This window comes from Streptomyces sp. NPDC018000, from assembly GCF_044328025.1.
Classification (GTDB): Bacteria; Actinomycetota; Actinomycetes; order Streptomycetales; family Streptomycetaceae; genus Streptomyces.
Window position 1 is genome coordinate 916,648 of sequence record NZ_JBIRGM010000001.1, and the last position, 22,733, is coordinate 939,380.

Here is a 22,733-nt window from a genome sequence, read left to right on the forward strand (position 1 = left end):
GCTCGCCGGACTGGGCGTCACCCCGGGCCCTGAGCGACGCCCGCCGGGCACCGGGTCAGCTGCTGTGCACCTCCAGCGCGGATCTGACCGCCGACTCCAGGGCCCCCTCGATCCAGGCCGGCTTGATCGAGGTGTGGCAGCCCGCGAAGTGCAGCGGCCCCTCGACCGAGCGCACATCGGCGAACAACTCGGTGTGCTGGCCCGGCAGCAGCACCGAGGCCTCGCCGTACGCGTACGGATCACGCATCCACGACTGGGTGGCGCCGACGCCCGTGTAGAAGACCTCGATGCGCTGCCCGTACACGTCCTGCACCCCGCCCAGGGCGTGCGGATAGCGCTCGTCGTCGTCCAGCGAGTCCCACTTCAGCGCGTCGTCGGCCCAGCTGTACGAGGCGAGGACGACGCCGCCCGCGCTGCCCTCGACCGGGTGGGAAGGCTGGAACATGAAGCGGTTGGGGTTGTCGGTGACCGATCCGCCGCCGATGACATGCGCCGCCTCGGGCTGGTTGCGGGCGGTGGCCCGGTACGCGGCGTAGTGCACGCGCTGGTTGGGCGGGAGATGACCGGGCGGTACGGAGGGGTGGGCGCCCAGCAGCGAACCGTCGGCCGGCGCCTTGCCCAGGCGGTAGGCCTCGTACAGACCGGGCCGGACCTTGTCCAGCTCGGTCTTCCAGTCCTTCTCCTCGAACTCCCACCAGCGGCGGCTGAATTCGAGGAGCACCTTGGTCGCCGCGTCGTAGTGGATCTCGGTGATCGCGCGCCGCTTGCCGTACGAGAGGGCGGGAGCGACGGGGATGTGGCGCAGCCCCGAGAACGGCACGGTGATGATCGCCCGGTCGCCGGTGAACGTCTCGCGCACGAGCGGCTTGCCGTCGCGGCCCTCGGAGATCGTCTCGACCCGGACGCGGTCCGCGCCGTAGCTGATCCTGGTGGCCCGGCGGTCCAGCCGCACGATGTCCTTGACCCGCTTGTACATCGCGTCGGCCAGGGTGGCGGTGCCGTCCGGCAACTCGAAGAACGCGGTGTCCGGGCTGATCAGGGAGGCCCCGATGAAGCTGTGCACAAAGGCGAGATGGAGCCGGGAGGTGAGGTTCTCGACCGTGCCGATGAGGTCGATGGTGCGCTCGTCGAGCTTGGCCGCCTCGGTCAGGAAGCGGAACATCGACCAGTGTCCGTACCGCTGGATGACCCGCGCCCAGCCCTCGACGAGCTCGCGGCCCTCCTTGCCCTCGAACTCCTTGCGCACGGGTGCGAAGGCCTCCCGCACGATCGTCGCGGCGGTCTTGTTCTCGAACTCCGCGGGGACCCCGAACGAGCGGTTGATCGTCTGCGGCTTCTTCGCGTAGTCGGCCTTGCGCATCCGGATGCCGTTGACATGGATCCAGGTGCGGTTCACCGGCCGGCCCTCGGTGTCGACGTCGACCAGGTAGAAGCGGCGGCGCTTCAGGTCGAAGCTGTCCATGAGCCCGGTGACGAGCGGGTGGCTGTCGGGGATCCGCATGGCGCCGGCCTCGGCGTACTGCTTCGGATCGGCGAACGGCGCCTTCGCGTTCTCGTGGCCGCCCTTGCGGAAGGTCTTGATCCGGCCGCCGACGCGATTGCCGTTGGCCTCGATCACGGTGACGGTGTGCCCGGCGCTGCGGAGCAGATGGGCGGCGGTGAGCCCGGCCGGTCCCGCGCCGACGACCAGCACCTTCTTGGGGGCCTTGCGGTTGCGCGGCAGACCCTTGGACAGCAGGATGTCGCGGTAGCGGGGGACCAGCGGCTGGTCCTGTTCGTCGCGTACGAGGATGGCGCGGGCGATGTTCAGGCAGGTGGCCCAGTCCGAGCCGGTGGCCGCAGGTGCGAGCGAGGTACCGGATGCGGCGGCGGTGTCAACGGCTCGGGGGACTGCGGCACTTGCGGTGCCGGCGGCGGTCGCGGCGAGGGCGGCGCCTGCGGCGGCACCCGCGATCACTGTGCGGCGGGAAGGCAGGCCGGAGGAAGGTCCGGTGGGCTCGGAAGTCATGCGCCCAACCCTGGGCCGCCCGAAAGGGTACCCCTTGCCCGGACGCGCGTAGACCGCTCGGAAATCACCCGCAAGTGGGGCCCGTTCGATCGAAACACGCCCTAGCCGTACTGACGTCGCCCCGGGTCATGTCATGACGACGGATCCTCCGCGGCGCCCGGTTCCGCCGACCGCAACAGCGCCAGGAAATCCTGGAAAGCCGCCGGCATGTCCACCGAATCCGGGTCCAGCAGCCACTGGTACTGGAGCCCGTCCATGGTCGCCACCAGCAGTGGCGCCGCGCGCTCCGGAGTCAGGCCGCCCGGCATCCGCTCGCCGTACTCCGCGCGCAGCATCGCCGCCATGCTCGCTCGGACCTGGGCGTAGCGGCGGGTGAAGAACTCCCGCGCGGGATGACCTTCCGTCACGCTCTCGCCGAGCAGCGCAGAGAACGTCTGGACGATGCCCGGCCGCATCGCGTTGTACTCGACGAGCGAGGTCAGCAGATCGATCCGCCACGCGCCGTCGCTCCGGGTGCCGCCGCCCGTGTCCCACTGGTCGCGCTCCTCCAGCACGGCGACGAGCAGCGCCTCCTTGGTCGGGAAGTAGTGCAGGAGCCCCTGCTGGCTGAGACCGACCCGCTCGGCGACAGCGCTCAGAGAAGCGCCGCGACAGCCGCGCTCGGCGATCACTTCGAGAGTGGCGCGGAGAATCTCCGCCCGCCGTTCCGCGCTTCTGGCCCGCACCATCTCCCGGCCCCTTTCCGTGCTTCGTACGGTCCCGCCCCGAGACCGTACGCCATCCCTGAGAGTTACGGAATGATAACGATACCTACTTGCCTACTGGTAATGGAGTCAGTATGGAGACATTCAGTGCAGGAATCGACGAGGAGGTACGGCCGTGGCAGGCGCGTCCACATCCACCAACCCCGATGCGGCCCGCGAGGCCGCGGTCGACGCGGCGCTGGCCGCACTGGGGCTCGACGACAAGGCGCGGCTGCTGGCCGGCCAGGACATGTGGTCGCTGCCCGAACTCCCCGCCGTCGGGCTGCGCTCCCTGGTCATGTCCGACGGTCCGATCGGCGTCCGCGGGGTCGCCTGGACCGCCGACGACCCCTCCGTCGCACTGCCCTCGCCCACCGCGCTCGCCGCGACCTGGGACCCGGCCCTGGCCCGCCGGGCCGGCCGGCTGCTGGCCCAGGAGGCCCGCCGCAAGGGGGTGCACGTCCTCCTCGCCCCGACCGTGAACCTCCACCGTTCCCCGCTCGGCGGGCGCCACTTCGAGACGTACAGCGAGGACCCGTACCTCACCGGCGAGATCGGCACCGGCTTTGTGCGGGGCGTGCAGGACGGAGGCGTCGGTACGACCGTCAAGCACTTCGTCGCCAACGACGCCGAGACCGACCGCTTCACCGTCGACAACATCGTCGCCCCGCGCCCCCTGCGCGAGATCTACCTCGCCCCGTTCGAACGGATCGTCAAGAACGCCCACCCGTGGGGCATCATGGCCGCGTACAACCAGGTCAACGGCTCCACCATGACCGAGCACCGCTATCTGCAGAACGCGGTGCTGCGCGGCGAATGGGGCTTCGACGGCTACATCGTCTCCGACTGGCTGGCCGCCCGTTCCACCGTCGCCGCCGTCAACGGCGGTCTCGACGTCGCCATGCCGGGCCCCAGGACCGTGTACGGGAAGGCGCTCGCCGACGCCGTACGGGCCGGTGAGGTCGAGGAGTCCGTCGTCGACGGGGCCGTACGCAACGTACTGCGGCTGGCCGCCCGCGTCGGCATCCTGGACGGTGCCCCGCCCGTCGTCGACGAGGCCGGATACCCCGGGGCCGCCGACGGCGACGCACTGGCCCGCGAGATCGCCCGCCGCTCCTTCGTCCTCGTACGCAATGAAGGCGCCGCGCTCCCCATCGACCCGGCCGCCGTCCGCAAGGTCGCGCTCAGCGGGGCGCTCGCCCGGGACGCCCGGGTCCTCGGCGGCGGCTCGGCCCAGGTCTTCCCGCACCACATCGTCTCGCCGCTGGACGGCTTCACCGCCGCGCTCCCCGAGGGCGTCCTCGACTACCGCGTCGGCGCCGACCCGAACAACGAACTCACCCCGGCCGAGAAGGGCTTCGAGCTCAGGGCCGTCTGCTACGACGCCTCCGGCGCCGTCATCGGCTCGGCCCCGCTGCACAGCGGCGCCGTCCAGTGGATCGGCGACGACCTTCCAGAAGGCGTGACCCGCGCGACGCTGCACAGCGTCGAGATCACCGGCACCTTCGTCCCGCGCAACGACGGCGAGCACGTCTTCGGCACCCGCGGCACCGGAGGGCTCACCCTCACCGTCGCCGGCGAGACCCTGTACGACGAGGTCCACCGGGTCACCGGCTCGGACGACCCGGGCGAGGCATTCTTCGGCAACCCCGTGGAGCGCGGCCGGATCGTCCTCGCCGCGGGCGAACCCGTCGAGGTCTTGCTGCGGCTGATCCCCGACACCCTGGGCGACGACGCGCCGATCCCCGGCGTCTCGTTCTCCTTCTGCCACCTCGGCCCGCGCCTCGACCCCCGGGAGCTGATCGCCGAGGCCGTCGAGGCGGCCCGTACCGCGGACACCGCGATCGTCGTCGTCGGCACCACCGAACGCGTCGAGTCCGAAGGCTTCGACCGCACGGACCTGAAGCTCCCCGGCCACCAGGACGACCTCGTCAGGGCCGTCGCCGCCGCCAACCCGAACACCGTCGTGATCGTCAACTCCGGCTCCCCGGTGGAGCTTCCGTGGCGCGACGAGGTCGCCGCGGTCCTGCTCAGCTGGTTCCCCGGCCAGGAGGCCGGCCACGCCCTTGCCGACGTCCTGCTCGGCGCCGAGGAACCGGGCGGCCGCCTCCCCACCACCTGGCCGGTCGCCCTCGCCGACGTCCCGGTCTCCTCCACCACCCCCACCGGCGGCGAACTCCACTACGACGAGGGCGTCTTCGTCGGCTACCGGGCCTGGGAGAAGGCCGGCACCGCGCCCGCGTACCCCTTCGGCCACGGGCTCGGCTACACCACCTGGGAGTACGAGAGCCTGGCGGCCGGCCCCGACACCGCCACCGTCCGCCTCCGCAACACCGGCACCCGGCCCGGTGCCGAGACCGTCCAGCTCTATCTGGCGCCCCAGGACGACACCGTCGAACGCCCGGTTCGCTGGCTGGCCGGCTTCGCACGCGTCGAGGCGGCGCCCGGCGAGAGTGTCGAGGCAGTGATTCCGCTGGAGCGGAGCGCGTACGAGATCTGGGACGAGACGGCGGACGACTGGACCCTCGTCCCGGGCACGTACGAGGTGCAGGCGGCCCGCTCGCTCGGTGACGTACGCCTGACGACGGCCGTGGACATCAAGGAGTAACGGCCCCTGGTACGGGTGAGCCCCGGCGCGGTGCCTGACCCCGCTCCGGGGCTCCCCTCATGCAGTGCCTGCCGTCAGCGCACCGCGAATCCGTACACCGTCGTCGAGACGTACTCCTCGCCCGGCCGCAGTACCGTGCTCGGGAACTCGGGCCGGTTCGGGGAGTCGGGGAAGTGCTGGGCCTCCAACGCGATCCCGGCGCACGGCCCGAACGGCCGCCCGTCGAAGTGGTCCGCCGTGTACAGCTGCATCCCGGGTTCCGTCGTGGTGACGGTCAGGACGCGCCCCGACGCCGCGTCGTACAGCTCGGCCGCCGGGCCCGGCCCGGCACCGTCCAGCACGAAGTTGTGGTCGTAGCCCGCGCCGACCGGCTTCGGCTCACGGAAGTCGAACCGGGTCCCGTCCACCGGCAGGAACTCACCCGTCGGCAGCGACTCGGCATCCGCCGGAGTGATCTGCCCGGCCGCGATCCGCAGCACCTGCCCGAGCGCGCTGCCGCTGCCGTCGCCCGCGAGGTTCCAGTACGTGTGATTCGTCAGGTTCAGCACCGTCGGGGCGTCCGTCGTCGCCCGGTACACGATCCGCAGCGCCCCGCCCTCGTCCAGGCTGTACGTCGCCGACACCGTCAGACGCCCCGGGAAGCCCTCCTCGCCGTCCTCGGAGACCAGGGACAGCCGGACACCGTCCGCCACCTCCCGCGCCTGCCACACGCGCTTGTCGAAGCCCCGGAGCCCGCCGTGCACATGGTTGCGCCCCTCATTGCGCGTCACCCGGTGCCTCTGCCCGTCCAGTTCGAAACAGGCACCGCCGATCCGGTTCGCGTACCGGCCGACCAGCGCACCGAAGTACGGACCCGAATACGTCTCGTACCCGGCGAGATCCGGCAGCCCGAGCGCGACACCCGCCCGCACCTCGTCCCGGCCGGGCACCTCGACCGACTGCACGATGCCGCCGTACGTCAGGACACGCACCCGCGTACCGTCCCGTTCCAGCGTCCAGCGGTGCACGACAGTGCCATCCGCGAGGGTGCCGAAATCTTCCGCGCACACCGCCGTGCTCGAACCTGTGTTCATGATCACGGACCTTAGACCAACCGGCAAATGGGGGGCGGCGTCGCGGGGCCGGGCACGCACATCTGCCGCGTTGTCGTCAATCACCAACGCTCCGCGTTGGCTCAATCCTCCGCCTTGCAGCTGCACGCACCCGGCCCCGCTCCTTCTCCCACCCCCCATTTGCCGGTCGGTCTTACGCCGGGGGCCGGGCCGAGGTGACATTGCGGTACGCGATCTCCGCCAGCCGCGCCTGCCCGTCCCGCCCCGGATGGAACCAGTCCCACTGGCTGAGCTGCTTGCCGGTGAACCGGTAGTCGAAGACCGCCCCGCCGTCGTAACGGCAGCGCCGGTCCTTCGCACAGACCTCCCGCAGTACGTCGTTGTACGCCACGACCCGCTCCTGGACCGAGGCGCGCCGGGCCACAGCGCGCGTACTCATGTCATCCGCGTCACCCAGCATCGACTGACAGATCCCCAGCTTCCAGATCTGCTTGCCCAGCGCATTGCCGCGCCCCGTGGACCAGAGCCGCTTGAGATCCGGCACGCTCGACACATACACCTGTGCCTTCGGCGCCCCGGCGCGCAACTGACGCATCGACGCCTCGAACGACGCCCGGAAATCCGCCACCGGCGTCATGAGCCGTGCCGAGTCCCGGCAGGCGTCATTGGCGCCGATCATCACCGTCACCAGATCGGGCTTCTTCTTCGCGGCCAACACCATCTGCTCCGGCAGCTGCGCCATCCTGGCCCCCGTCTCGGCATGGTTCCAGCTGCGCTCGGCGGCCCTCGACCCACCGAGCAGTCGCACGGCGAGGCTGCGCACCTCGCTGTCCGTGCCGGTCGCCCAGGACACCTCCGGGCAGTCCGCCAGCACCGAACAGGCGTCGAAACCGCGAGTGATGGAGTCACCGACGGCGGCCACCGACCCCGGGCTGCGGTCCCAGACCGGCTGCGCGGGTGGCCGCCGCTTTTCGGCCGCCGACCCCTTCGTCGTCCGGTCCTGTCCGGCGTCGCAGCCGGTCAGAGCGGCCGTGCCGAGCAACGAGACGACGGCCAGGACAGCGGCCGCGGTACGCGAACGGTGGCGGACGGAACGATCCCGCATCCCTTGGTTCCCCTCGGTCATGCCCCCGGCAACCCCTTGTGGCACCGGTCGGAAGGCCCGGGCGCCCCGCAGGGTGAAAGCCGAGCGAATGATGGGCCCAGGACCGACGGTACGGCACACCCCGGATGCCGCCGCGCGGTAGCTTTTCCTCGTCGAACCAGCGGCGCTTCCCCTCACCCGACTCCACTCGGGTGGCATTCTGTAAATCACATCACGTCACATACTGTCCCTTTTCAGGAGTTTCACCCCGATGCTGTTTACTGATGACAACCTCGGGAACCGGCCGAGAAGAGACGGTACGGGCGCGAGGCCGCTGGGGAAGGCGAACTTCGTCCCACACTGGAGGTCCCGGTGACGACACGTGGAGTTCTGTACGTTCACTCCGCACCGCGCGCGCTCTGCCCCCATGTCGAATGGGCGGTGGGGGGTGTCCTCGGTGTGCGGGTCCAGCTGGACTGGATCAGACAGCCGGCCGCGCCCGGTACATGGCGGGCCGAGTTCTCCTGGCAGGCCAGGCCCGGCACGGCGTCGAAGCTGGCCTCCGCGCTGCGCGGCTGGGATCTGCTGCGCTTCGAGGTGACGGCTGAGCCGAATCCCACGTCGGAGGGCGAGCGCTACAGCTCCACGCCCGAACTGGGCATCTTCCACGCCGTCACCGGCATGCACGGCGACATCCTGGTGCCCGAGGACCGGTTGCGGGCGGCGCTGGCGCGGTCCGTGCGGGGCGAGAGCGATCTGGAGGCCGAGATCGCCAAGCTGCTCGGCAAGCCGTGGGACGACGAACTGGAGTCCTTCCGCCACGCGGGAGAGGGAGCGCCGGTGCGGTGGCTGCACCAGGTGGTGTGAGGGGCGCGGAATCCGGCCCCACCGGCGATTGAGAAGCGGGGGTCCCGGAGCAGAGCCCCCGAAACGCAACGGGCGAAGCCCGCCTCTCCGGTCGAGAGAGGCGGGCTTCGCCGTGTCGGTTCGCGGGACCGCAGGTCAGACGCTGCGCAACGCCAGAACCACGTTGTGACCGCCGAACCCGAACGAGTTGTTGATCGCGGCGATCGGCCCCTCCGGCAGCGGCCGCGGCTCATCGCGCACGATGTCCGCCTCCACCGCCTCGTCGAGGTGCTCCACGTTGATCGTCGGCGGAGCCATCCGGTGGTGCAGCGCCAGGACCGTCGCGACGGTCTCGATGCCGCCCGCGCCACCGAGGAGGTGACCGGTCATCGACTTCGTCGCGGAGATCGCGACATGGTCGAGATCGTCGCCCAGAGTCTTGCGCAGAGCCTTCAGCTCCGCGATATCGCCCTGCGGCGTCGACGTGGCGTGCGCGTTGAGGTGCACGACCTCGGACGGCTTGAGGTCCGTCTGGTCCAGCAGGTTCTGCATCGCGGCGGCGATGCCACGACCGGTCGGCTCGGGCTGCGCGATGTGGTGGGCGTCCGCGGACAGCCCCTGGCCCAGTACCTCGCAGTAGACCTTGGCGCCACGCGCGGCGGCGTGCTCCGCGGACTCCAGGACGACGACCCCGGCACCCTCGCCGAGCACGAAGCCGTCACGGCCCGTGTCGTACGGACGCGACGCCTTCTGGGGCTCGTCGTTGTTCTTGGACATCGCCATCATGTTGGCGAACGCGGCGATCGGCAGCGGGTGGATCGCCGCCTCGGTGCCACCGGCGAGGACCACATCGGCACGGCCGGTGCGGATCATCTCCACGGCGTACCCGATCGCCTCGGCACCCGAGGCACAAGCGGAGACCGGGGTGTGCACACCGGCCTGGGCGTTGACCTCCAGGCCGACGTTGGCGGCCGGGCCGTTGGGCATGAGCATGGGCACGGTGTGCGGGGAGACGCGGCGTACGCCCTTCTCCTTGAGCACGTCGTACTGGTCGAGCAGGGTGATCACGCCGCCGATACCGGAGGCGATGACCGAGCCCAGCCGCTCGGGCTGGATCGTGTCGTCCTCACCGGCCTTGCCGGTGAAGCCGGCGTCCGCCCACGCCTCGCGGGCCGCGATCAGCGCGAACTGCGCCGAGCGGTCCAGCTTGCGGGCGAGCGGGCGGGGCAGAACATCGCCCGGGTCGACGGCCGCGACTGCGGCGATCCGGACGGGCAGTTCAGCGAAACGGTCGCCCTCGAGAGGCTTGACGCCGGAACGACCGGCCATCAGACCTTCCCAGGTCGACGCCGAGTCGCCACCCAGCGGAGTGGTTGCGCCGATACCGGTGACGACCACGGTGCGATTGGTCGAGTTCACTGGAAAATCTTCTCCACGTGTAGGGGGCCGTGAATCAGCGGCGCCACCGCCGGGTGGCGACACAGAGCCGGCCTGATCAGGCCTGGTGCTTGAGGATGTACTCGGCAGCGTCGCCGACCGTCTTGAGGTTCTTCACGTCCTCGTCGGGGATCTTGACGTCGAAGCGCTCCTCGGCGGCGACGACGACCTCGACCATGGACAGCGAGTCGACGTCCAGGTCGTCGGTGAAGGACTTGTCCAGCTGGACGTCCTCGACCGGGATACCGGCGATCTCGTTGACGATCTCGGCGAGACCTTCGACGATCTCTTCCTGCGTGGCGGCCATGTTGGCGCTCCTTCGATGTGTGTCTACAGGGTTGGGACGTCCGGGCCGAAAAGGCCTGGTGTGCCTAGGGGAGGGTAACGACCGTCGCGGCGTAGGCGAGACCCGCCCCGAAGCCGATGACGAGCGCGGTGTCGCCGCTCTTCGCCTGACCGGTCGCCAGAAGCCGCTCCATAGCGAGCGGAATCGAGGCGGCGGAGGTGTTGCCGGTGGTTTCCACGTCACGGGCGACCGTGACGCTCTCCGGCAGCTTCAGGGTCTTCACCATCGAGTCGATGATCCGCATGTTGGCCTGGTGCGGAATGAAGACGTCCAGGTCTTCCGGGGCGATCCCGGCCGCGTCCAGCGCCTGCTGGGCGACCTTCGCCATCTCGAAGACGGCCCAGCGGAAGACCGCCTGGCCCTCCTGCGTGATGGCCGGGAACTTGATGTTGCCGTGGGAGTCCAGCGGGAGCTGCGACACGTCGCCGGCGTGGAACTTGTCCCACGGCACGGTCTGCTTGATCGTGCCGGCCTTGTCGCCCTCGGAGCCCCACACGGTGGGGCCGATCGCGGGCTCCTTGGACGGGCCGACGACCACGGCGCCCGCGCCGTCACCGAACAGGAAGGCCGTCGCCCGGTCCTCCAGGTCGGTCAGGTCGCTCAGCCGCTCCACGCCGATCACGAGGACGTACTCCGCCGAGCCTTCGACGACCATGCCCTTGGCGAGGGTCAGGCCGTAGCCGAAACCGGCGCAGCCGGCCGAGATGTCGAACGCGGCTGCCTTGTCGGTGCCCAGCTTGTCGGCGATCTCGGTGGCGATGGCGGGCGTCTGCGCGAAGTGCGAGACGGTGGAGACGACCACGGCACCGATCTGGTCGGCGGTGATTCCGGCGTCGGCGATGGCCTTGCCGCCCGCCTCGATCGACATCGCGGCGACCGTCTCCTCGTCGTTCGCCCAGTGACGGGTGACGATGCCGGAGCGCGAGCGGATCCACTCGTCGGACGAGTCGATCGTCTCGAGGATCACCTCGTTCGGCACGACGCGGGTCGGGCGGTAGCCGCCGACGCCCTTGATGCGTGCGTACGGGGCGCCCTGACTGGGCTTGATCTTCGACATGCTCTCGGGCTCCTTAGGCGCCTGCGTGCTCGGTGATGAGCGCACGGGCCGCGTCGAGGTCGTCGGGTGTCTTGAGCGCGAGGGTCTGCACACCGGGCAGCGCGCGCTTGGCGAGACCCGTGAGGGTGCCACCGGGGCATGCCTCGATGAGAGCCGTGACGCCCATCTCCTTAAAGGTCTCCATGCACAGGTCCCAGCGGACCGGGTTGGCCACCTGGCCGACCAGCCGCGAGATGACCTCGTCGCCGATAGCAACGGGCTTCCCGTCGGCGTTCGAGACGTAGGTCATGGCCGGGTCGGCGATCTTCAGGGCCAGGGCGGCCTCGCGCAGCCGGTCGACGGCGGGCGCCATGTGGTGCGTGTGGAAGGCACCGGCGACCTTGAGGGGCACCACGCGGCGCACGCCCTCGGGCATGTCCTCGCTCAGCGCGGCGATCTGCGCGGCGGTCCCGGCGGCGACGACCTGGCCGCCCCCGTTGACGTTCGCCGGGGTCAGCCCGAGCTTCTCCAGGTGAGGGACCGTCACCTCGGGGTCGCCGCCGAGCAGCGCCGCCATACCGGTCTCGGTGACCGCGGCGGCGTCGGCCATGGCGAGCCCACGCGTACGGACGAGACGCAGCGCCGCCTCGTCGCCGATGACTCCGGCGAGGGCGGCTGCAGTGATCTCACCAACGCTGTGACCTGCGACGATGTCGGGCGACGCGTCGAGCGCGGCAGCGGACAGCAGACCGGCGGCGACCAGCAGCGGCTGTGCCACCGCGGTGTCACGGATCTCCTCCGCGTCGGCCTTGGTGCCGTAGTGGGCGAGGTCGAGCCCGATGGCGTCGGACCAGGCCGCGATGCGGTCGGTGGCACCGGGGAGGTCGAGCCAGGGAGTCAGGAAGCCAGGCGTCTGAGCGCCTTGGCCGGGAGCGACGAGTACGAGCACCCTCACACTCTCTCTTGCGAACGGTCCGGAACACCCGTGGGGACAGGGACGAAGAACCGTATGGGGAATTGTTGATGTCCGACAAAAGTCTAGGACTGGGGATCTCTGGCAGCCAAGCGCCCCAGAATCAGGGCGATTCGGAGCGTGAACGCCGAGCGGACATCGGAAGGCGACCACCCGGTGACGTCAGTCACACGTCGGAGCCGGTAGCGCACGGTGTTGGGGTGGACGAAGAGCATCCTGGCCGCGCCTTCCAAGCTGCTCGCCTGCTCCAGATACACACTCAGCGTCTCCAGGAGTGCAGAACCCGCTTCTTCCAGCGGTCTGTAGATCTCCTCCACCAATTGGTCCCGTGCGGCAGGGTCGCCCGCCATCGCGCGCTCCGGCAGCAGATCGTCGGCCAGCACCGGTCGCGGGGCGTCCTGCCAGGCGCTGCACGCCTTGAGTCCGGCGGCCGCCGCCTGTGCGGACCGGGTGGCCGCCAGCAGGTCGGGCACTACGGGCCCGGCGACGACGGGACCCGCCGCGTACGGGCCGATCAGCGCCTTGGCGACATGCAGCGGGTTGTCGCTGCCGCCCGCGATGACGACCAGCCGGTTGCCGAGCACGCCGGTCAGGACCTGGAGCTTCGCGTGCCGGGCGGCCCGCCGGATCGCCTCCACGGTCAGTTCGCTGTCGCCGTCCGGGGCTGTACCGAGCACCACACAGACATGTTCGGGGGAGTTCCAGCCGAGCGCGGCGGCCCGGGACACGGCGCCCTCATCGGCCTCACCGGACAGCACGGCGTTCACCACGAGCGATTCCAGCCGGGCGTCCCAGGCACCGCGGGCCTCGGCGGCCTGCGCGTACACCTGGGCGGTCGCGAAGGCGATCTCCCGCGCGTAGACGAGCAGCGCCTCGCGCAGCACCGACTCGTCGCCCGGCGCGGCGACCTCCTCGATCGCGGCCTCCATGACCTCGATCGTCGTACGCACCATCTCCACGGTCTGCCGCAGTGTGATCGCCCGGGTCAGCTCACGCGGAGCCGTACCGAACACATCGGTGGAGATGGCCTGAGGCGTCTCCGGATGCCGGAACCACTCGGTGAACGCCGCGATTCCGGCCTGGGCCACCAGGCCGATCCAGGACCGGTTCTCCGGTGGCATCGCCCGGTACCACGGCAGCGACTCGTCCATGCGGGCGATCGCGTTGGCGGCCAGGCGGCCGGAGGACTGCTCCAGCCGCTTCAGGGTCGCGGCATGCAGGTGGGCGTCGTTCGCAGCAGGCTGCTCAGGATCGGGTCGGGACACGGATACAAGACTGCCCTATCCGGCCACGTGATCGGACGGGCGGGGCGATGGCGGGTCGTACTGCCGGGTAGCGGCAAGACGATCGCAGGGGCGACGCGCCGGGCTACCGTGGGCAGGTGATTTCCGTACACCGTGCCGAAGACCGCTTCACGGGCGGGGACCGGGCCGCCGGCATCCTGTCCCGGCATGCCTTCTCCTTCGGCAGCTTCTACGACCCGGACAATCTGCGCTTCGGCGCGATCCTGGCCTGCAACGAGGAACGGCTCGCCTCCGGCGCCGGCTTCGACGAACACCCGCACAGCCATACGGAGATCGTCACCTGGGTCGTCGAGGGCGAGCTGACCCACCGCGATTCGACCGGTCATGCCACGGTCGTACGGGCCGGGGACCTCCAGCACCTCAGCGCGGCGGCCGGGGTGCGCCACGTCGAGCGCAACGACGGTGACCGGCCGCTGACGTTCATTCAGATGTGGCTGGCCCCCCTCGAACCGGGCGGCGAACCCGCGTACACGATCGTCCCGGAACTCGCGGACGACACCCCGTACGCCCTCCCGGCGGCGGGTGCCGTGCTGCACGTGCGCCGACCGGCTCCCGGGAAGCGCACACCGGTCCCGGACGCGCCACGGGTCTACGTCCACGTGGTGGCCGGCGCGGTCCGGATCGGCGACGAGGCGCTGAGCCCCGGCGACGCGGCGCGGATCACGGGCGAGACGGGGCTGGAGCTGACGGCGACGGCGGGCCCGGCCGGGGTGCTGATCTGGGAGCTGTCGGCCTGAGCGGCCCTGCCCCCCCGTGTGTATGCGCGAGAGAACGGGGGCTGTATGAGGCGTCCCCGCCCCCTTCGCGGTGTGTGCTTGTCGGTGTGGTCAGCGGAGTGCGTCGACGAAGTGCCGCCAGGCGTCGGCCCCAATGGTGAGGACGGGGCCGTCGGGGTTTTTGCTGTCGCGGACGGGGACGGCGCAGGGGAGGCCGTCGGCCACCTCGACGCAGTCGCCGCCGGTGCTTCCGTGCCACGGGCGAGAACCGATCTCCAGGCTGTGCTGCCGTAGGCGGGAGATGCGGGAGCGAAGGGTGGAATTGGAAACGTCAATACCAGTCAGGTGAACAAATGCTCGAAAACTCTGTGGAAACGTTTCTCTTGGTCGAAATTACGTTCTTCAGAGGACTCGCTAAGGTGCCACCGACTGGCAAGATTCGACCGGAGGCTGAAAAGAGGACGTTGGTTCCCGAAATTGGCTGAGAGAAATACTCCGGGGTGGCCGCTGCACGTGCGAGAGTGGGGACTCCTGAACCGTAGGAGAAAGGGAAGAAATGAAGCTGCCCGTGCGTCGTTTCGTCGGTGTCGCTGTCGCCTCTGTGGCTGCACTGGTCGCCACTGCCGTTCCCGTCGCGGCCGCATCTCCCTCGAGCGTCGGCGCCGCGATCAACCGTACGGCCTGTAACGAGCGTGGCTACCTGGCGATCCACAATAACAACGGCCGTGACACGCTCTGTTTCGCCAACGCCGGATCCATGCCCGTCGCCATTTACGGCGTCAACTGGGTCGAATCGGGGAACAACGTCGTGACCCTCCAGTACCAGAAGGATATGAACAACCCGAGGCTCGACACCGTCACCCTCCAAAAGTGGCAGGTATGGAACCCTGGCCACGTCCACAACGTCGTTTCGATCCGGATTCACTGAGTTCGCCGAGGGTGAAGTCTGCTGAATGGGGGACGCCCTGCGGGGCGTCCCCTTCTTCTTTTGTGCTATTTATTCGAATCGATGCCGTGTGTGAATCCTGTCCGGCTCCCCACGCCAGGCCGTGCCGATAGCTGATCATTTCAGAATGATTTCGGTGAGAGTTTGGCTGTGGGGGAGGCGGCGGAATACATCTGCGGGCCCCAAGATCGCCCGCAAGGGCTTCGTTCACGGCTCCGGCCTGGAAGAGACCGCTGGGCCGTCGAGCGGACTTCGTTCGACTCGGCCGATTCAAACGACCGCGGAACCGCTACGAGATACGCGCCGACCTCCACCTCGGCCTGCCCCAACTCGCTTGCGACCTCATCTGCTTGAGGCGGCTTCAAGCCTCGTTCCGAAATGATCAGTCGCTGCCCTTGCGAGAAAGGGGGCTCGGGTGACCACTGATCACCCGAGCCCCCTTCCGTCGTGCGCTTGCGACGTGGTCAGCGGAGGCTGTCGATGAAGTGCCGCCAGGCAGCAGCCCCGATGGTGAGGACGGGGCCGTCGGGGTTCTTGCTGTCACGGACGGGTACGGCGCAGGGGAGGCCGTCGGCCACCTCGACGCAGTCGCCGCCGGTGTTTCCGCTGTAGCTGGACTTACGCCACCGCGCGTTCTTCAGGTCGGGACCGGTCTCCATAACGTTCCTCCATCACGCGGGTGATCAGTGCTGCCGAAGCCTCAACAGAGAGGGCGGCGGCCTGCAAGTGAGCGTAACGGAGCGAGGCTTCCCTGACGGTGTCGGGGTTGGCGGTCATATGGCCGGAGATGATGTCCTCCGTGTAGACGATCTCGGGGTCGTCGTCGAAGCGCAGCGTGTTGAACGACCCAGCCAGGCTGGCGTGTTCACCGGCCGCGAAGGGAAGCACCTGAATCTGCATCCAGCGGTGATCGGCGAAGTCCAACAGTCGCTGGAGTTGCTTCCGCATCACCTCGCGGCCGCCGATCGGCCGGTGCAGCACCGCCTCGTCGAGGATCGCCCAGGCGAGTGGCGGCCGTTCCCGCTTCAGGATGCGCTGACGCTCCATCCGGGCCGCCACCAGATTTTCGAGATCGTCCGGCATGCCGGTGGCGAGCACCGCCCGCGCGTACTCCTCCGTCTGCAACAGCCCGTACACCAACTGCGCCTGGTACGTGGAGATGTACGCGGCGCACGACTCCATCTCGGCGTACGGCTGGAACCAGGTCGGCAGCTGGCTGCGCAGGACCAGGCCGATCAGCCGCGAGAACACCCCGTCCGTGCCGAGCGCCGCGTCCAGCCGCTCGGAGAAGTCGCGCGTGGGGACCTTCTTCGTCGTCTCGACCTGGCCGATCAGGGAACCCGTGCAGAAGATGATGTCGCCGAGCTGCCCCTGCTTGAGGTTGTTGGCCTCTCTCTGGCGGCGCAACTCCCAGCCGTAATAGTCCAATGGGGAAGCACTCGGGTCGAGTGTCTGGATGTTGGCCACGGCGGGGCACCTCCGGCGTTCAACGCCTCACGGCGTTCGTTTCCGTACGTAGCCGAGCGTAGTCACGCCGCTGCACTCTGGTGACATGAATCACGCAATTGATCCGCAGGCCGACGACCTGCTGGAGCCGACCTACCGCGCCGACTTCGCGATCGGTGAGCACTCGGCCCGGCATCTGCGCCGCATCCTGCGGCTCTACCTCACCGGCTGGGATCTCCTCGATGTGGCCGACGCGGCGGAGCTGGCGCTCACCGAGCTGATCGCCAATGTCGTACGGCACGTCCCCGGCCGCCGCGGCCAGACGCTCATCTTCCTGCTACCGGCCGGGGGCGTGCGCGTCGAGGTCGCGGACACCTGCCCGGAGCTGCCCCGCGTGGTCGCGGGCGATGCCCTCGACGAAGGAGGGCGAGGGCTGATGCTGGTCGACGCCGTCACCGACCGCTGGGGCGCGGAGCCGCGCCGCGACGGCGCTGGCAAGACGGTGTGGTTCGAGTGCCTGGCCACGAAAGGGGCCGACGGGTGACGTGGCTCAGCGGGCCGAGCCGAGCTCCGCGAGCACCGCGTCCGTGAGCGCCGGCCACACCTCGACCGCCCACGGGCCGAAGGCCCGGTCGGTGAGCGCGATGCACGCCGCGCCTGCCACAGGGTCGATCCACAGGAAGGTACCGGACTGCCCGAAGTGTCCGAAGGTCGCGGGCGACGAGGAACTGCCCGTCCAGTGCGGCGACTTGCGGTCACGGATCTCGAAGCCGAGCCCCCAGTCGTTGGGGTTCTGGTGGCCGTAGCCCGGCAGCACGCCCTTCAGGCCGGGGTGTACGACGGTCTGCGCGGCCAGCACCGTATGCGGGTGGAGCAGCCGGGGAGACTGCACCTCCGCCGCGAACCGTATGAGGTCGTCGACGGTCGAGACACCGTCCTTGGCGGGGGAGCCGTCCACCGTGGTCGACACCATGCCCAGCGGCTCCAGCACCGCCTGGCGCACATACTCCGGGAACGGGATGTCGGTGGCCTTGGCGATGTGGTCGCCGAGTACCTCGAAGCCCGCGTTGGAGTAGAGCCGTCGGGTGCCGGGCGCGGCCGTCGTCCGGTGCTCGTCGAAGGCGAGCCCGCTGGTGTGCGCGAGCAGATGCCGGACGGTGGAACCCTCGGGTCCGGCCGGTTCGTCGAGCTCGACCGCGCCCTCCTCGTACGCCACGAGCGCCGCGTAGGCGGCGACCGGCTTGGTGACGGAGGCGAGCGGGAAACGGTGCGCGGTCGGGCCGTGCGTACCGACGACGGTGCCGTCCGCTCGTACGACGGCCGCCGCCGCGGTGGGGACGGGCCAGTTGTCGATCATCGCCAGGCTCTGCATGCGTACGAGCGTAACGGGCACCGCCGGCGAGGTTCACCGATGCCGCAGGCCGTACCACGGCCATCTCCGATTCGGTCGGGGCAGCCACTGGGGCCGGCCCGCGCCGGACGTAGCCTTTGGGGGAGCGTGCGGAGGCGCGGCAGAGTATTCCGGGAGTGGCCTTGTGGTGATCTCGTGGCGTCGGGTCGAGGAGCAGGACTTCCCCCTGCTGCGGAAATGGCTGCAGCAGCCCCATGTGAAGCGTTGGTGGAATCACGAGACGACAGCCGAAGCGGTGGCGCGCGACTTCGGCCCCGTCGCCCGAGGGGAGGAGCCATCAGAAGATCTCCTCGCACTCCTCGATGGCTGTCCGGTTGGTCTGCTACAGCGCTCACGTCTGCGCGACTACCCCGAGTACCTGGCCGAACTGGCGGCCGTCGTCTCTGTACCCGACGGCGCGATGACCATCGACTACCTGATCGGCGACGCCCAGCAGATCGGTCAGGGCCTCGGCACAGCAATGATCCGCTCAGCCATTGAGCGAACGTGGACCGAGCACCCGGTCTCGTCGTGCATTGTCGTCCCGGTGGTCGCAGCCAACCGTGCTTCGTGGAGGGCGCTGGAGAAGGCCGGGCTGCGCCGGGTTGGGGTCGGAAACCTGGAGCCGGACAACCCGGTCGATGACTGGATCCACTACCTGTACCGGGTCGACCGGCCGGGGGCTGATGTCTGACGCGCGTCGCCAGCGGTGCCGCCACCGGATCGGAAGGTATCGAGAACGGTTCGGAGCGTGGTCGGGCCGGCCGCCGGGAGCCGCTCCCCGTTCGCGCTTGCTTCGAGTGCACTCCAAGGTTCTAGCGTGGAGGTCATGACGGCGATGGAGAGCACTTCCGCGGGGACGGACGCATGCACAGCAGCGCCCAGGGCGCATCCGCGTCCTGAGGGGCAGGACCGCTACACCATCGGTGAGGTCGCCGCCTTGACCGGGCTCACCGCGCACACCCTGCGCTGGTACGAGCGGATCGGGCTGATGCCGCACGTCGACCGGTCCCACACCGGACAGCGCCGCTTCACCAACCGCGACCTGGACTGGCTGGCGTTCGTCGGGAAGCTGCGGCTCACCGGGATGCCGGTGGCCGACATGGTCCGGTACGCGGAGCTGCTGCGCGAGGGCGAGCACACCTTCGAGGAACGGCAGGAGCTGCTGGAGGCGACCCGCCGCGACGTGAAGACGCGGATCGCGGAGCTCCAGGACACCCTCGCCGTCCTCGACCACAAGATCGACTTCTATGCGAGTGCCCGACGGGCACCGGAAAGGCCCTGTGCCTGATGACTGACAACAAGATCGCCACGGCGGAGCTCGGCAACGGCGGCCCGCAGGTCGGTGTGCAGGGACTCGGCTGCATGGGCATCAGCGAGTTCTACGGGGACACCGACGAGTCCTCCGCCCGCGAGACGCTGGAGACGGCGCTGGCGGCGGGCGTCACCCTCTTCGACACCGCCGATGTCTACGGTCTCGGCGCCAACGAGGAGTTCCTCGCCCCGTTCGTCGGGGCGCACCGGGACGAGATCATCCTCGCCACGAAGTTCGCCATCGAGCGCAAGGACGACGACCCGCACTACCGGGGCGTGCGCAACGATCCGGCGTACATCCGGCAGGCGGTCGAGGACAGCCTGCGCCGGCTGAACACCGACGTCATCGACCTCTACTACATGCACCGCCGCGACCCTGCCGTCCCGCTGGCCGAGTCCGTCGGCGCGATGGCCGAGCTGGTGCGGCAGGGCAAGGTCAAGCAGCTCGGGCTGAGCGAGGTCACCGGCGCGGAGCTGCGCGAGGCGTACGCCGTGCACCCGATCGCCGCCCTCCAGTCGGAGTGGTCGCTCTTCAGCCGGGACGTCGAGCGCAGTGCCGTGCCCGCCGCCGTCGAGCTCGGGGTGACCTTCGTGCCGTACTCGCCGCTCGGCCGGGGCTTTCTGACCGGGGCGTTCGCGGACGCGGCCAAGGACCTGTCGAAGGGCGACTTCCGCCAGTTCCAGCCGCGCTTCACGGGTGACAACGCGAAGGCGAACGCCGCCCTGCTGGAGCCCGTCCACAAGATCGCCGCGGCGCACGGCGCTTCGGCCGCGCAGGTGGCGCTCGCCTGGGTGCAGCAGCGGGCCCAGGTGCACGGGCTGACCGTGGTGCCGATCCCGGGCACCCGTAAGAGCAGCCGGCTGCTGGAGAACGTGGGCGCCACCCGGCTCACGCTGACTGCGCAGGAGCTGGCACTGCTGGAGCCGATCGCGGGGCAGGTGGCGGGGGACCGGTACCCGGACATGAGCTCGACGTCCGCCGCGCGCGAGTAGTCGTTTCCGGCGGGCCGGGGCTGCCCGCTCGAAAACCCGGCCCGCCCTACGCCAGCCCCAGCGCGTACACCGCGAAGCCCGTCGCCAGCAGGCCCGCCGCCGCCCGGCGGGCGTTCGCCGCACGCGTACCGGACTTCCACGGGGCCTCGAACCGCCGTGTGTATCGCGCGATCAGCACCAGCAGCCCCGCGAACACCGGCAGCCACGCCGTCCTTGCCAGGATCCAGCCGATCGTGTCGGGCCCGGTCGTCAGCCCCGGCACCGCTCCGGCGAACGACGCCGGGACCGCCGCGGCCAGCATCGCCGTCTGGTGCCAGCACAGGATCGTCATCGCCGACAGATTGATGATGACGACCGGCGCCCACACCAGCGGCCTGCGCAGGAACCGTCCGATCCGGTCCCGCAGCAGGATCGCCGCACCGCTCTGCGCGGCGGCCAGCGCCAGGACCAGCAACGACGGCGGATGCGAGTTCGTCCGCGCCTCACCCGGTACGCCGACCATCGACGCCGGGTAGTGGAGGACCAGCAGCAGTGCGGCGAACAGCACCGTCCCACCGATCAGCAACAGACGGGCGCCGCGCCTGCCGATGCGGCCCTCGCCCCAGGAGACACCGAGCTGGTACGCGAAGAGCCAGCCGGGAAGGATGTTCAGCACGCTCAGCCAGGACGGCATGGCGTCGGCGAACGGCCCGTAGCGCAGGAAGTCGACGACGGCGACCGACCCGAGCAGCGGCACGGCGGCCCAGCCGCCCAGCTTCCGCGCGGCCATGACGCAGTACGGGGTCAGCGCCGTGACCACCGTGTACACCCCGACGAACCACAACGGCTGGATCACCAGCGTCGACCCGGTCCGCAGGGTGTCACCGGGCACGCCGAGCGCGCTCAGCACCGGGATCGTCGCCGCCCAGACAGCCGTGACGCCGAGCACCGGCCTGCCGAGGCGGGCGACGCGTCCGCGCAGCCAGGCGCCGGTGGTGGATTTCCTGCGGTGGTACGACAGCACGGAGGCGTACCCGCCGACCAGGAAGAAGATGCCCAGCATCTGAAGCACCCAGCTCAGCGGGGCGAGAGCGCCGAACGTGGACAGCGGGCTGGCGTTGTGCAGCGCCCCGCCGCTGTCGAGGCGGAAGCCGCCGAGCAGCCAGTGGCCGGTCGGGACGGCGAGCAGGGCGAGGGCGCGCAGGCCGTCGACGGCGCGGTCCCGATGGGCGGGCGTACGCGCGTCGATGCGCTCGGCAAGGACGGTGAGGCTCATCGGGCTTCCCCCTTCGTGATCGAGGAGAAGGCCCGCAGCGAGTCCGTACCGGGGGCGAAGTAGCCGGTGTGCCCGTGGGCGTCATGGGCCGTCACACGGCGTGCGCCGAACTCCGGGCCGGTCGGATCGGGGCCGTGGCCCAGGCCCGCCACCTCGACGTTCGGCACGTCGTCGATCCAGTCCGTGGCGCCCTTGACGGCCCAGACCCGGGCGGTGGTGTGCAGATCCGCGACGTCGTCGGCACGCATCCCGGGTGAGCCGAGGACGACCAGATCCCTGGCGCGCAGCCGGGATGCGGCGAGGCCGCACACGACGGAGCCGTAGCTGTGGCAGAACACGGCGGGCGCGGGCACGCCGTCGGTGGCAAGCCCGTCCGTGAACCGGGTCAGCCGGCCGGCCCCCGCCTCGGCGAGCGAGCCCGTCGCGGCATCGATGCCGACGCCCACGGGGGTGGTGTACCCGGCCCAGGCGACGACGGCACTGCCGCGTCCGGTCTCCGCGTACAGGGCCTTCGCCATGCCCGCCGGCGTGCCGTACACATCGCTCGTCCGGTCGAAGGTCCCCGCGTCGATGTCCGAACCCGGCACCACGACCGCCACATGGCGTGCCGTGCTCAAGTCCCCGAAGACCTCGGCGACCTGGCCGCGTCCGCGCGGGTCGAAGGCGAGGATCTGCCGGTGCCCGGCTCCGTCTCCCGGTCCGGCGAGATGCGCGTACCTGGGGTTGTGATCGGCACGCAGGGAACGGGCGTTGGCCCGGTAGCGCAGGGCGACGGGTACGCCGTCCAGATTGCCGACGACGAGCGGGTGCCGTACGACCAGGGTCTGCTGCTGTGCCGCCGTCAACCCCCGGAAGAAGCGGCTCACTTCGGCGGGGGTGGCCCGCTCCGGGTCCGGCAGCTCGCGCCCCAGTACCTGATCCGCGCGCCAGGCCGCGGTGCCGGGGGGCGGCCCGGTCAGGGCCTGCTGCGCGTTCCCGGACGCCCAGCCGACCGTCCCGGCCATCACTGTGGTCGCCAGCGCGACCGCGACCAGAGTCCTCGCGTAACGGCGCATCCCGCCCCTCCCTCTCCGGCTGACCCGGCTCCCGCACGCCGTTCGGCGCGACGGAGAGGAAGGTAGGAAGGGAGTGGGTGCGTGGGCGTCGCACCAGGGGGCCAAGTGCGGGGTGCTACCGGGGTAGGGGGTGTACGGGGGGACTGCCGGAGGGGCGGGGCGGGGGGAGCCCCCCTGGTGC

General features: G+C 70.2%; 23 protein-coding genes and 1 pseudogene. 9 read left to right on the top strand and 15 right to left on the bottom strand.

The features are described from left to right. Positions 1-55 precede the first annotated feature (55 nt). Both ACH4EW_RS04320 and ACH4EW_RS04325 read right to left on the bottom strand, forming a co-directional pair. Positions 56-2,008 carry an FAD-dependent oxidoreductase gene (locus ACH4EW_RS04320; RefSeq protein WP_398251099.1) on the bottom strand — a complete coding sequence of 651 codons (1,953 nt, stop codon included), beginning with the start codon at positions 2,006-2,008 and terminating at the stop codon, positions 56-58. Between the two features lie 131 nt (positions 2,009-2,139). Beyond that, entirely contained in the window at positions 2,140-2,736 is a 597-nt protein-coding gene (locus ACH4EW_RS04325; protein WP_398251101.1) for a TetR/AcrR family transcriptional regulator, read from the bottom strand. 151 nt (positions 2,737-2,887) lie between these two features. On the opposite strand from ACH4EW_RS04325, the gene ACH4EW_RS04330 reads away from it, so the two are divergent. Further along, positions 2,888-5,359: a glycoside hydrolase family 3 protein gene (locus ACH4EW_RS04330; protein WP_398251104.1), complete on the top strand. Its 2,472-nt coding sequence runs from the start codon at positions 2,888-2,890 to the stop codon at positions 5,357-5,359. Between the two features lie 74 nt (positions 5,360-5,433). On the opposite strand, the gene ACH4EW_RS04335 is transcribed toward ACH4EW_RS04330, so the two are convergent. Both ACH4EW_RS04335 and ACH4EW_RS04340 read right to left on the bottom strand, forming a co-directional pair. Then, complete coding sequence (locus ACH4EW_RS04335) at positions 5,434-6,432, bottom strand: aldose epimerase family protein (RefSeq protein ID WP_398251107.1); 999 nt, start codon at positions 6,430-6,432, stop codon at positions 5,434-5,436. Between the two features lie 172 nt (positions 6,433-6,604). After that, on the bottom strand, positions 6,605-7,516 hold the full coding sequence (locus ACH4EW_RS04340; protein ID WP_398251110.1) for an SGNH/GDSL hydrolase family protein: 912 nt from the start codon (positions 7,514-7,516) through the stop codon (positions 6,605-6,607). A 351-nt stretch (positions 7,517-7,867) separates the two neighbouring features. On the opposite strand from ACH4EW_RS04340, the gene ACH4EW_RS04345 reads away from it, so the two are divergent. Further along, complete coding sequence (locus tag ACH4EW_RS04345) at positions 7,868-8,362, top strand: DUF3145 domain-containing protein (protein WP_398251112.1); 495 nt, start codon at positions 7,868-7,870, stop codon at positions 8,360-8,362. A gap of 135 nt (positions 8,363-8,497) precedes the next feature. On the opposite strand, the gene fabF is transcribed toward ACH4EW_RS04345, so the two are convergent. The 5 genes from fabF to ACH4EW_RS04370 all read right to left on the bottom strand — a co-directional run bounded on the left by fabF (position 8,498) and on the right by ACH4EW_RS04370 (position 13,398). After that, on the bottom strand, positions 8,498-9,760 hold the full coding sequence (gene fabF, locus ACH4EW_RS04350) for a beta-ketoacyl-ACP synthase II (RefSeq protein WP_398251115.1): 1,263 nt from the start codon (positions 9,758-9,760) through the stop codon (positions 8,498-8,500). A gap of 76 nt (positions 9,761-9,836) precedes the next feature. Next, entirely contained in the window at positions 9,837-10,085 is a 249-nt protein-coding gene (locus tag ACH4EW_RS04355; protein ID WP_398251117.1) for an acyl carrier protein, read from the bottom strand. Between the two features lie 64 nt (positions 10,086-10,149). Further along, a complete protein-coding gene (locus tag ACH4EW_RS04360) occupies positions 10,150-11,181 on the bottom strand; it encodes a ketoacyl-ACP synthase III (protein WP_398251119.1) in 1,032 nt (343 codons plus the stop codon). Between the two features lie 13 nt (positions 11,182-11,194). Continuing rightward, the gene (locus ACH4EW_RS04365; RefSeq protein ID WP_398251122.1) at positions 11,195-12,109 is read right to left on the bottom strand and encodes an ACP S-malonyltransferase; all 915 of its coding nucleotides are present in this window, start codon (positions 12,107-12,109) and stop codon (positions 11,195-11,197) included. 89 nt (positions 12,110-12,198) lie between these two features. After that, positions 12,199-13,398, bottom strand: coding sequence for a PucR family transcriptional regulator (locus ACH4EW_RS04370; RefSeq protein ID WP_398251125.1), 1,200 nt, complete (start codon positions 13,396-13,398; stop codon positions 12,199-12,201). Between the two features lie 116 nt (positions 13,399-13,514). On the opposite strand from ACH4EW_RS04370, the gene ACH4EW_RS04375 reads away from it, so the two are divergent. Next, a complete protein-coding gene (locus ACH4EW_RS04375; protein WP_398251128.1) occupies positions 13,515-14,174 on the top strand; it encodes a pirin family protein in 660 nt (219 codons plus the stop codon). 90 nt (positions 14,175-14,264) lie between these two features. Here the strand turns inward: ACH4EW_RS04375 and ACH4EW_RS04380 are convergent, their stop codons facing one another. Continuing rightward, positions 14,265-14,498, bottom strand: a complete 234-nt coding sequence (locus ACH4EW_RS04380) for a DUF397 domain-containing protein (RefSeq protein WP_398251290.1) — start codon at positions 14,496-14,498, stop codon at positions 14,265-14,267. A gap of 211 nt (positions 14,499-14,709) precedes the next feature. Between ACH4EW_RS04380 and ACH4EW_RS04385 the strand changes: the two genes are divergently transcribed. Both ACH4EW_RS04385 and ACH4EW_RS04390 read left to right on the top strand, forming a co-directional pair. Then, entirely contained in the window at positions 14,710-15,081 is a 372-nt protein-coding gene (locus tag ACH4EW_RS04385; protein ID WP_398251130.1) for a beta/gamma crystallin domain-containing protein, read from the top strand. A 175-nt stretch (positions 15,082-15,256) separates the two neighbouring features. Further along, positions 15,257-15,518 (top strand): annotated as a pseudogene (locus ACH4EW_RS04390) (hypothetical protein); the annotation flags it as partial. Positions 15,519-15,563: 45 nt separating this feature from the next. Here the strand turns inward: ACH4EW_RS04390 and ACH4EW_RS04395 are convergent. Next, positions 15,564-15,758: a DUF397 domain-containing protein gene (locus tag ACH4EW_RS04395; protein WP_398251133.1), complete on the bottom strand. Its 195-nt coding sequence runs from the start codon at positions 15,756-15,758 to the stop codon at positions 15,564-15,566. After that, positions 15,718-16,566, bottom strand: a complete 849-nt coding sequence (locus ACH4EW_RS04400; RefSeq protein WP_398251135.1) for a helix-turn-helix transcriptional regulator — start codon at positions 16,564-16,566, stop codon at positions 15,718-15,720. Before ACH4EW_RS04400 ends, ACH4EW_RS04395 begins: the two co-directional genes overlap by 41 nt. An 85-nt stretch (positions 16,567-16,651) precedes the next feature. Between ACH4EW_RS04400 and ACH4EW_RS04405 the strand changes: the two genes are divergently transcribed. Next, entirely contained in the window at positions 16,652-17,089 is a 438-nt protein-coding gene (locus tag ACH4EW_RS04405) for an ATP-binding protein (RefSeq protein WP_398251138.1), read from the top strand. Positions 17,090-17,095: 6 nt separating this feature from the next. Here the strand turns inward: ACH4EW_RS04405 and ACH4EW_RS04410 are convergent, their stop codons facing one another. After that, positions 17,096-17,917 (bottom strand): serine hydrolase domain-containing protein, encoded by an 822-nt coding sequence (locus tag ACH4EW_RS04410; RefSeq protein ID WP_398251141.1) that lies wholly within the window; start codon positions 17,915-17,917, stop codon positions 17,096-17,098. Positions 17,918-18,083: 166 nt separating this feature from the next. On the opposite strand from ACH4EW_RS04410, the gene ACH4EW_RS04415 reads away from it, so the two are divergent. The 3 genes from ACH4EW_RS04415 (at position 18,084) to ACH4EW_RS04425 (ending at position 20,242) form a co-directional block, all read left to right on the top strand. Then, positions 18,084-18,629, top strand: coding sequence for a GNAT family N-acetyltransferase (locus ACH4EW_RS04415; RefSeq protein WP_398251144.1), 546 nt, complete (start codon positions 18,084-18,086; stop codon positions 18,627-18,629). A gap of 135 nt (positions 18,630-18,764) precedes the next feature. Next, positions 18,765-19,226, top strand: a complete 462-nt coding sequence (locus ACH4EW_RS04420; protein WP_398251147.1) for a MerR family transcriptional regulator — start codon at positions 18,765-18,767, stop codon at positions 19,224-19,226. Further along, positions 19,226-20,242: an aldo/keto reductase gene (locus tag ACH4EW_RS04425; RefSeq protein WP_398251150.1), complete on the top strand. Its 1,017-nt coding sequence runs from the start codon at positions 19,226-19,228 to the stop codon at positions 20,240-20,242. The genes ACH4EW_RS04420 and ACH4EW_RS04425 overlap by 1 nt, the downstream gene beginning before the upstream one ends. A gap of 46 nt (positions 20,243-20,288) precedes the next feature. Here ACH4EW_RS04425 and ACH4EW_RS04430 read toward each other — a convergent pair whose 3' ends face one another. Both ACH4EW_RS04430 and ACH4EW_RS04435 read right to left on the bottom strand, forming a co-directional pair. Next, entirely contained in the window at positions 20,289-21,497 is a 1,209-nt protein-coding gene (locus ACH4EW_RS04430; protein WP_398251152.1) for an acyltransferase, read from the bottom strand. After that, positions 21,494-22,552, bottom strand: a complete 1,059-nt coding sequence (locus ACH4EW_RS04435; RefSeq protein ID WP_398251155.1) for an alpha/beta hydrolase — start codon at positions 22,550-22,552, stop codon at positions 21,494-21,496. Before ACH4EW_RS04435 ends, ACH4EW_RS04430 begins: the two co-directional genes overlap by 4 nt. Positions 22,553-22,733: the final 181 nt, after the last annotated feature.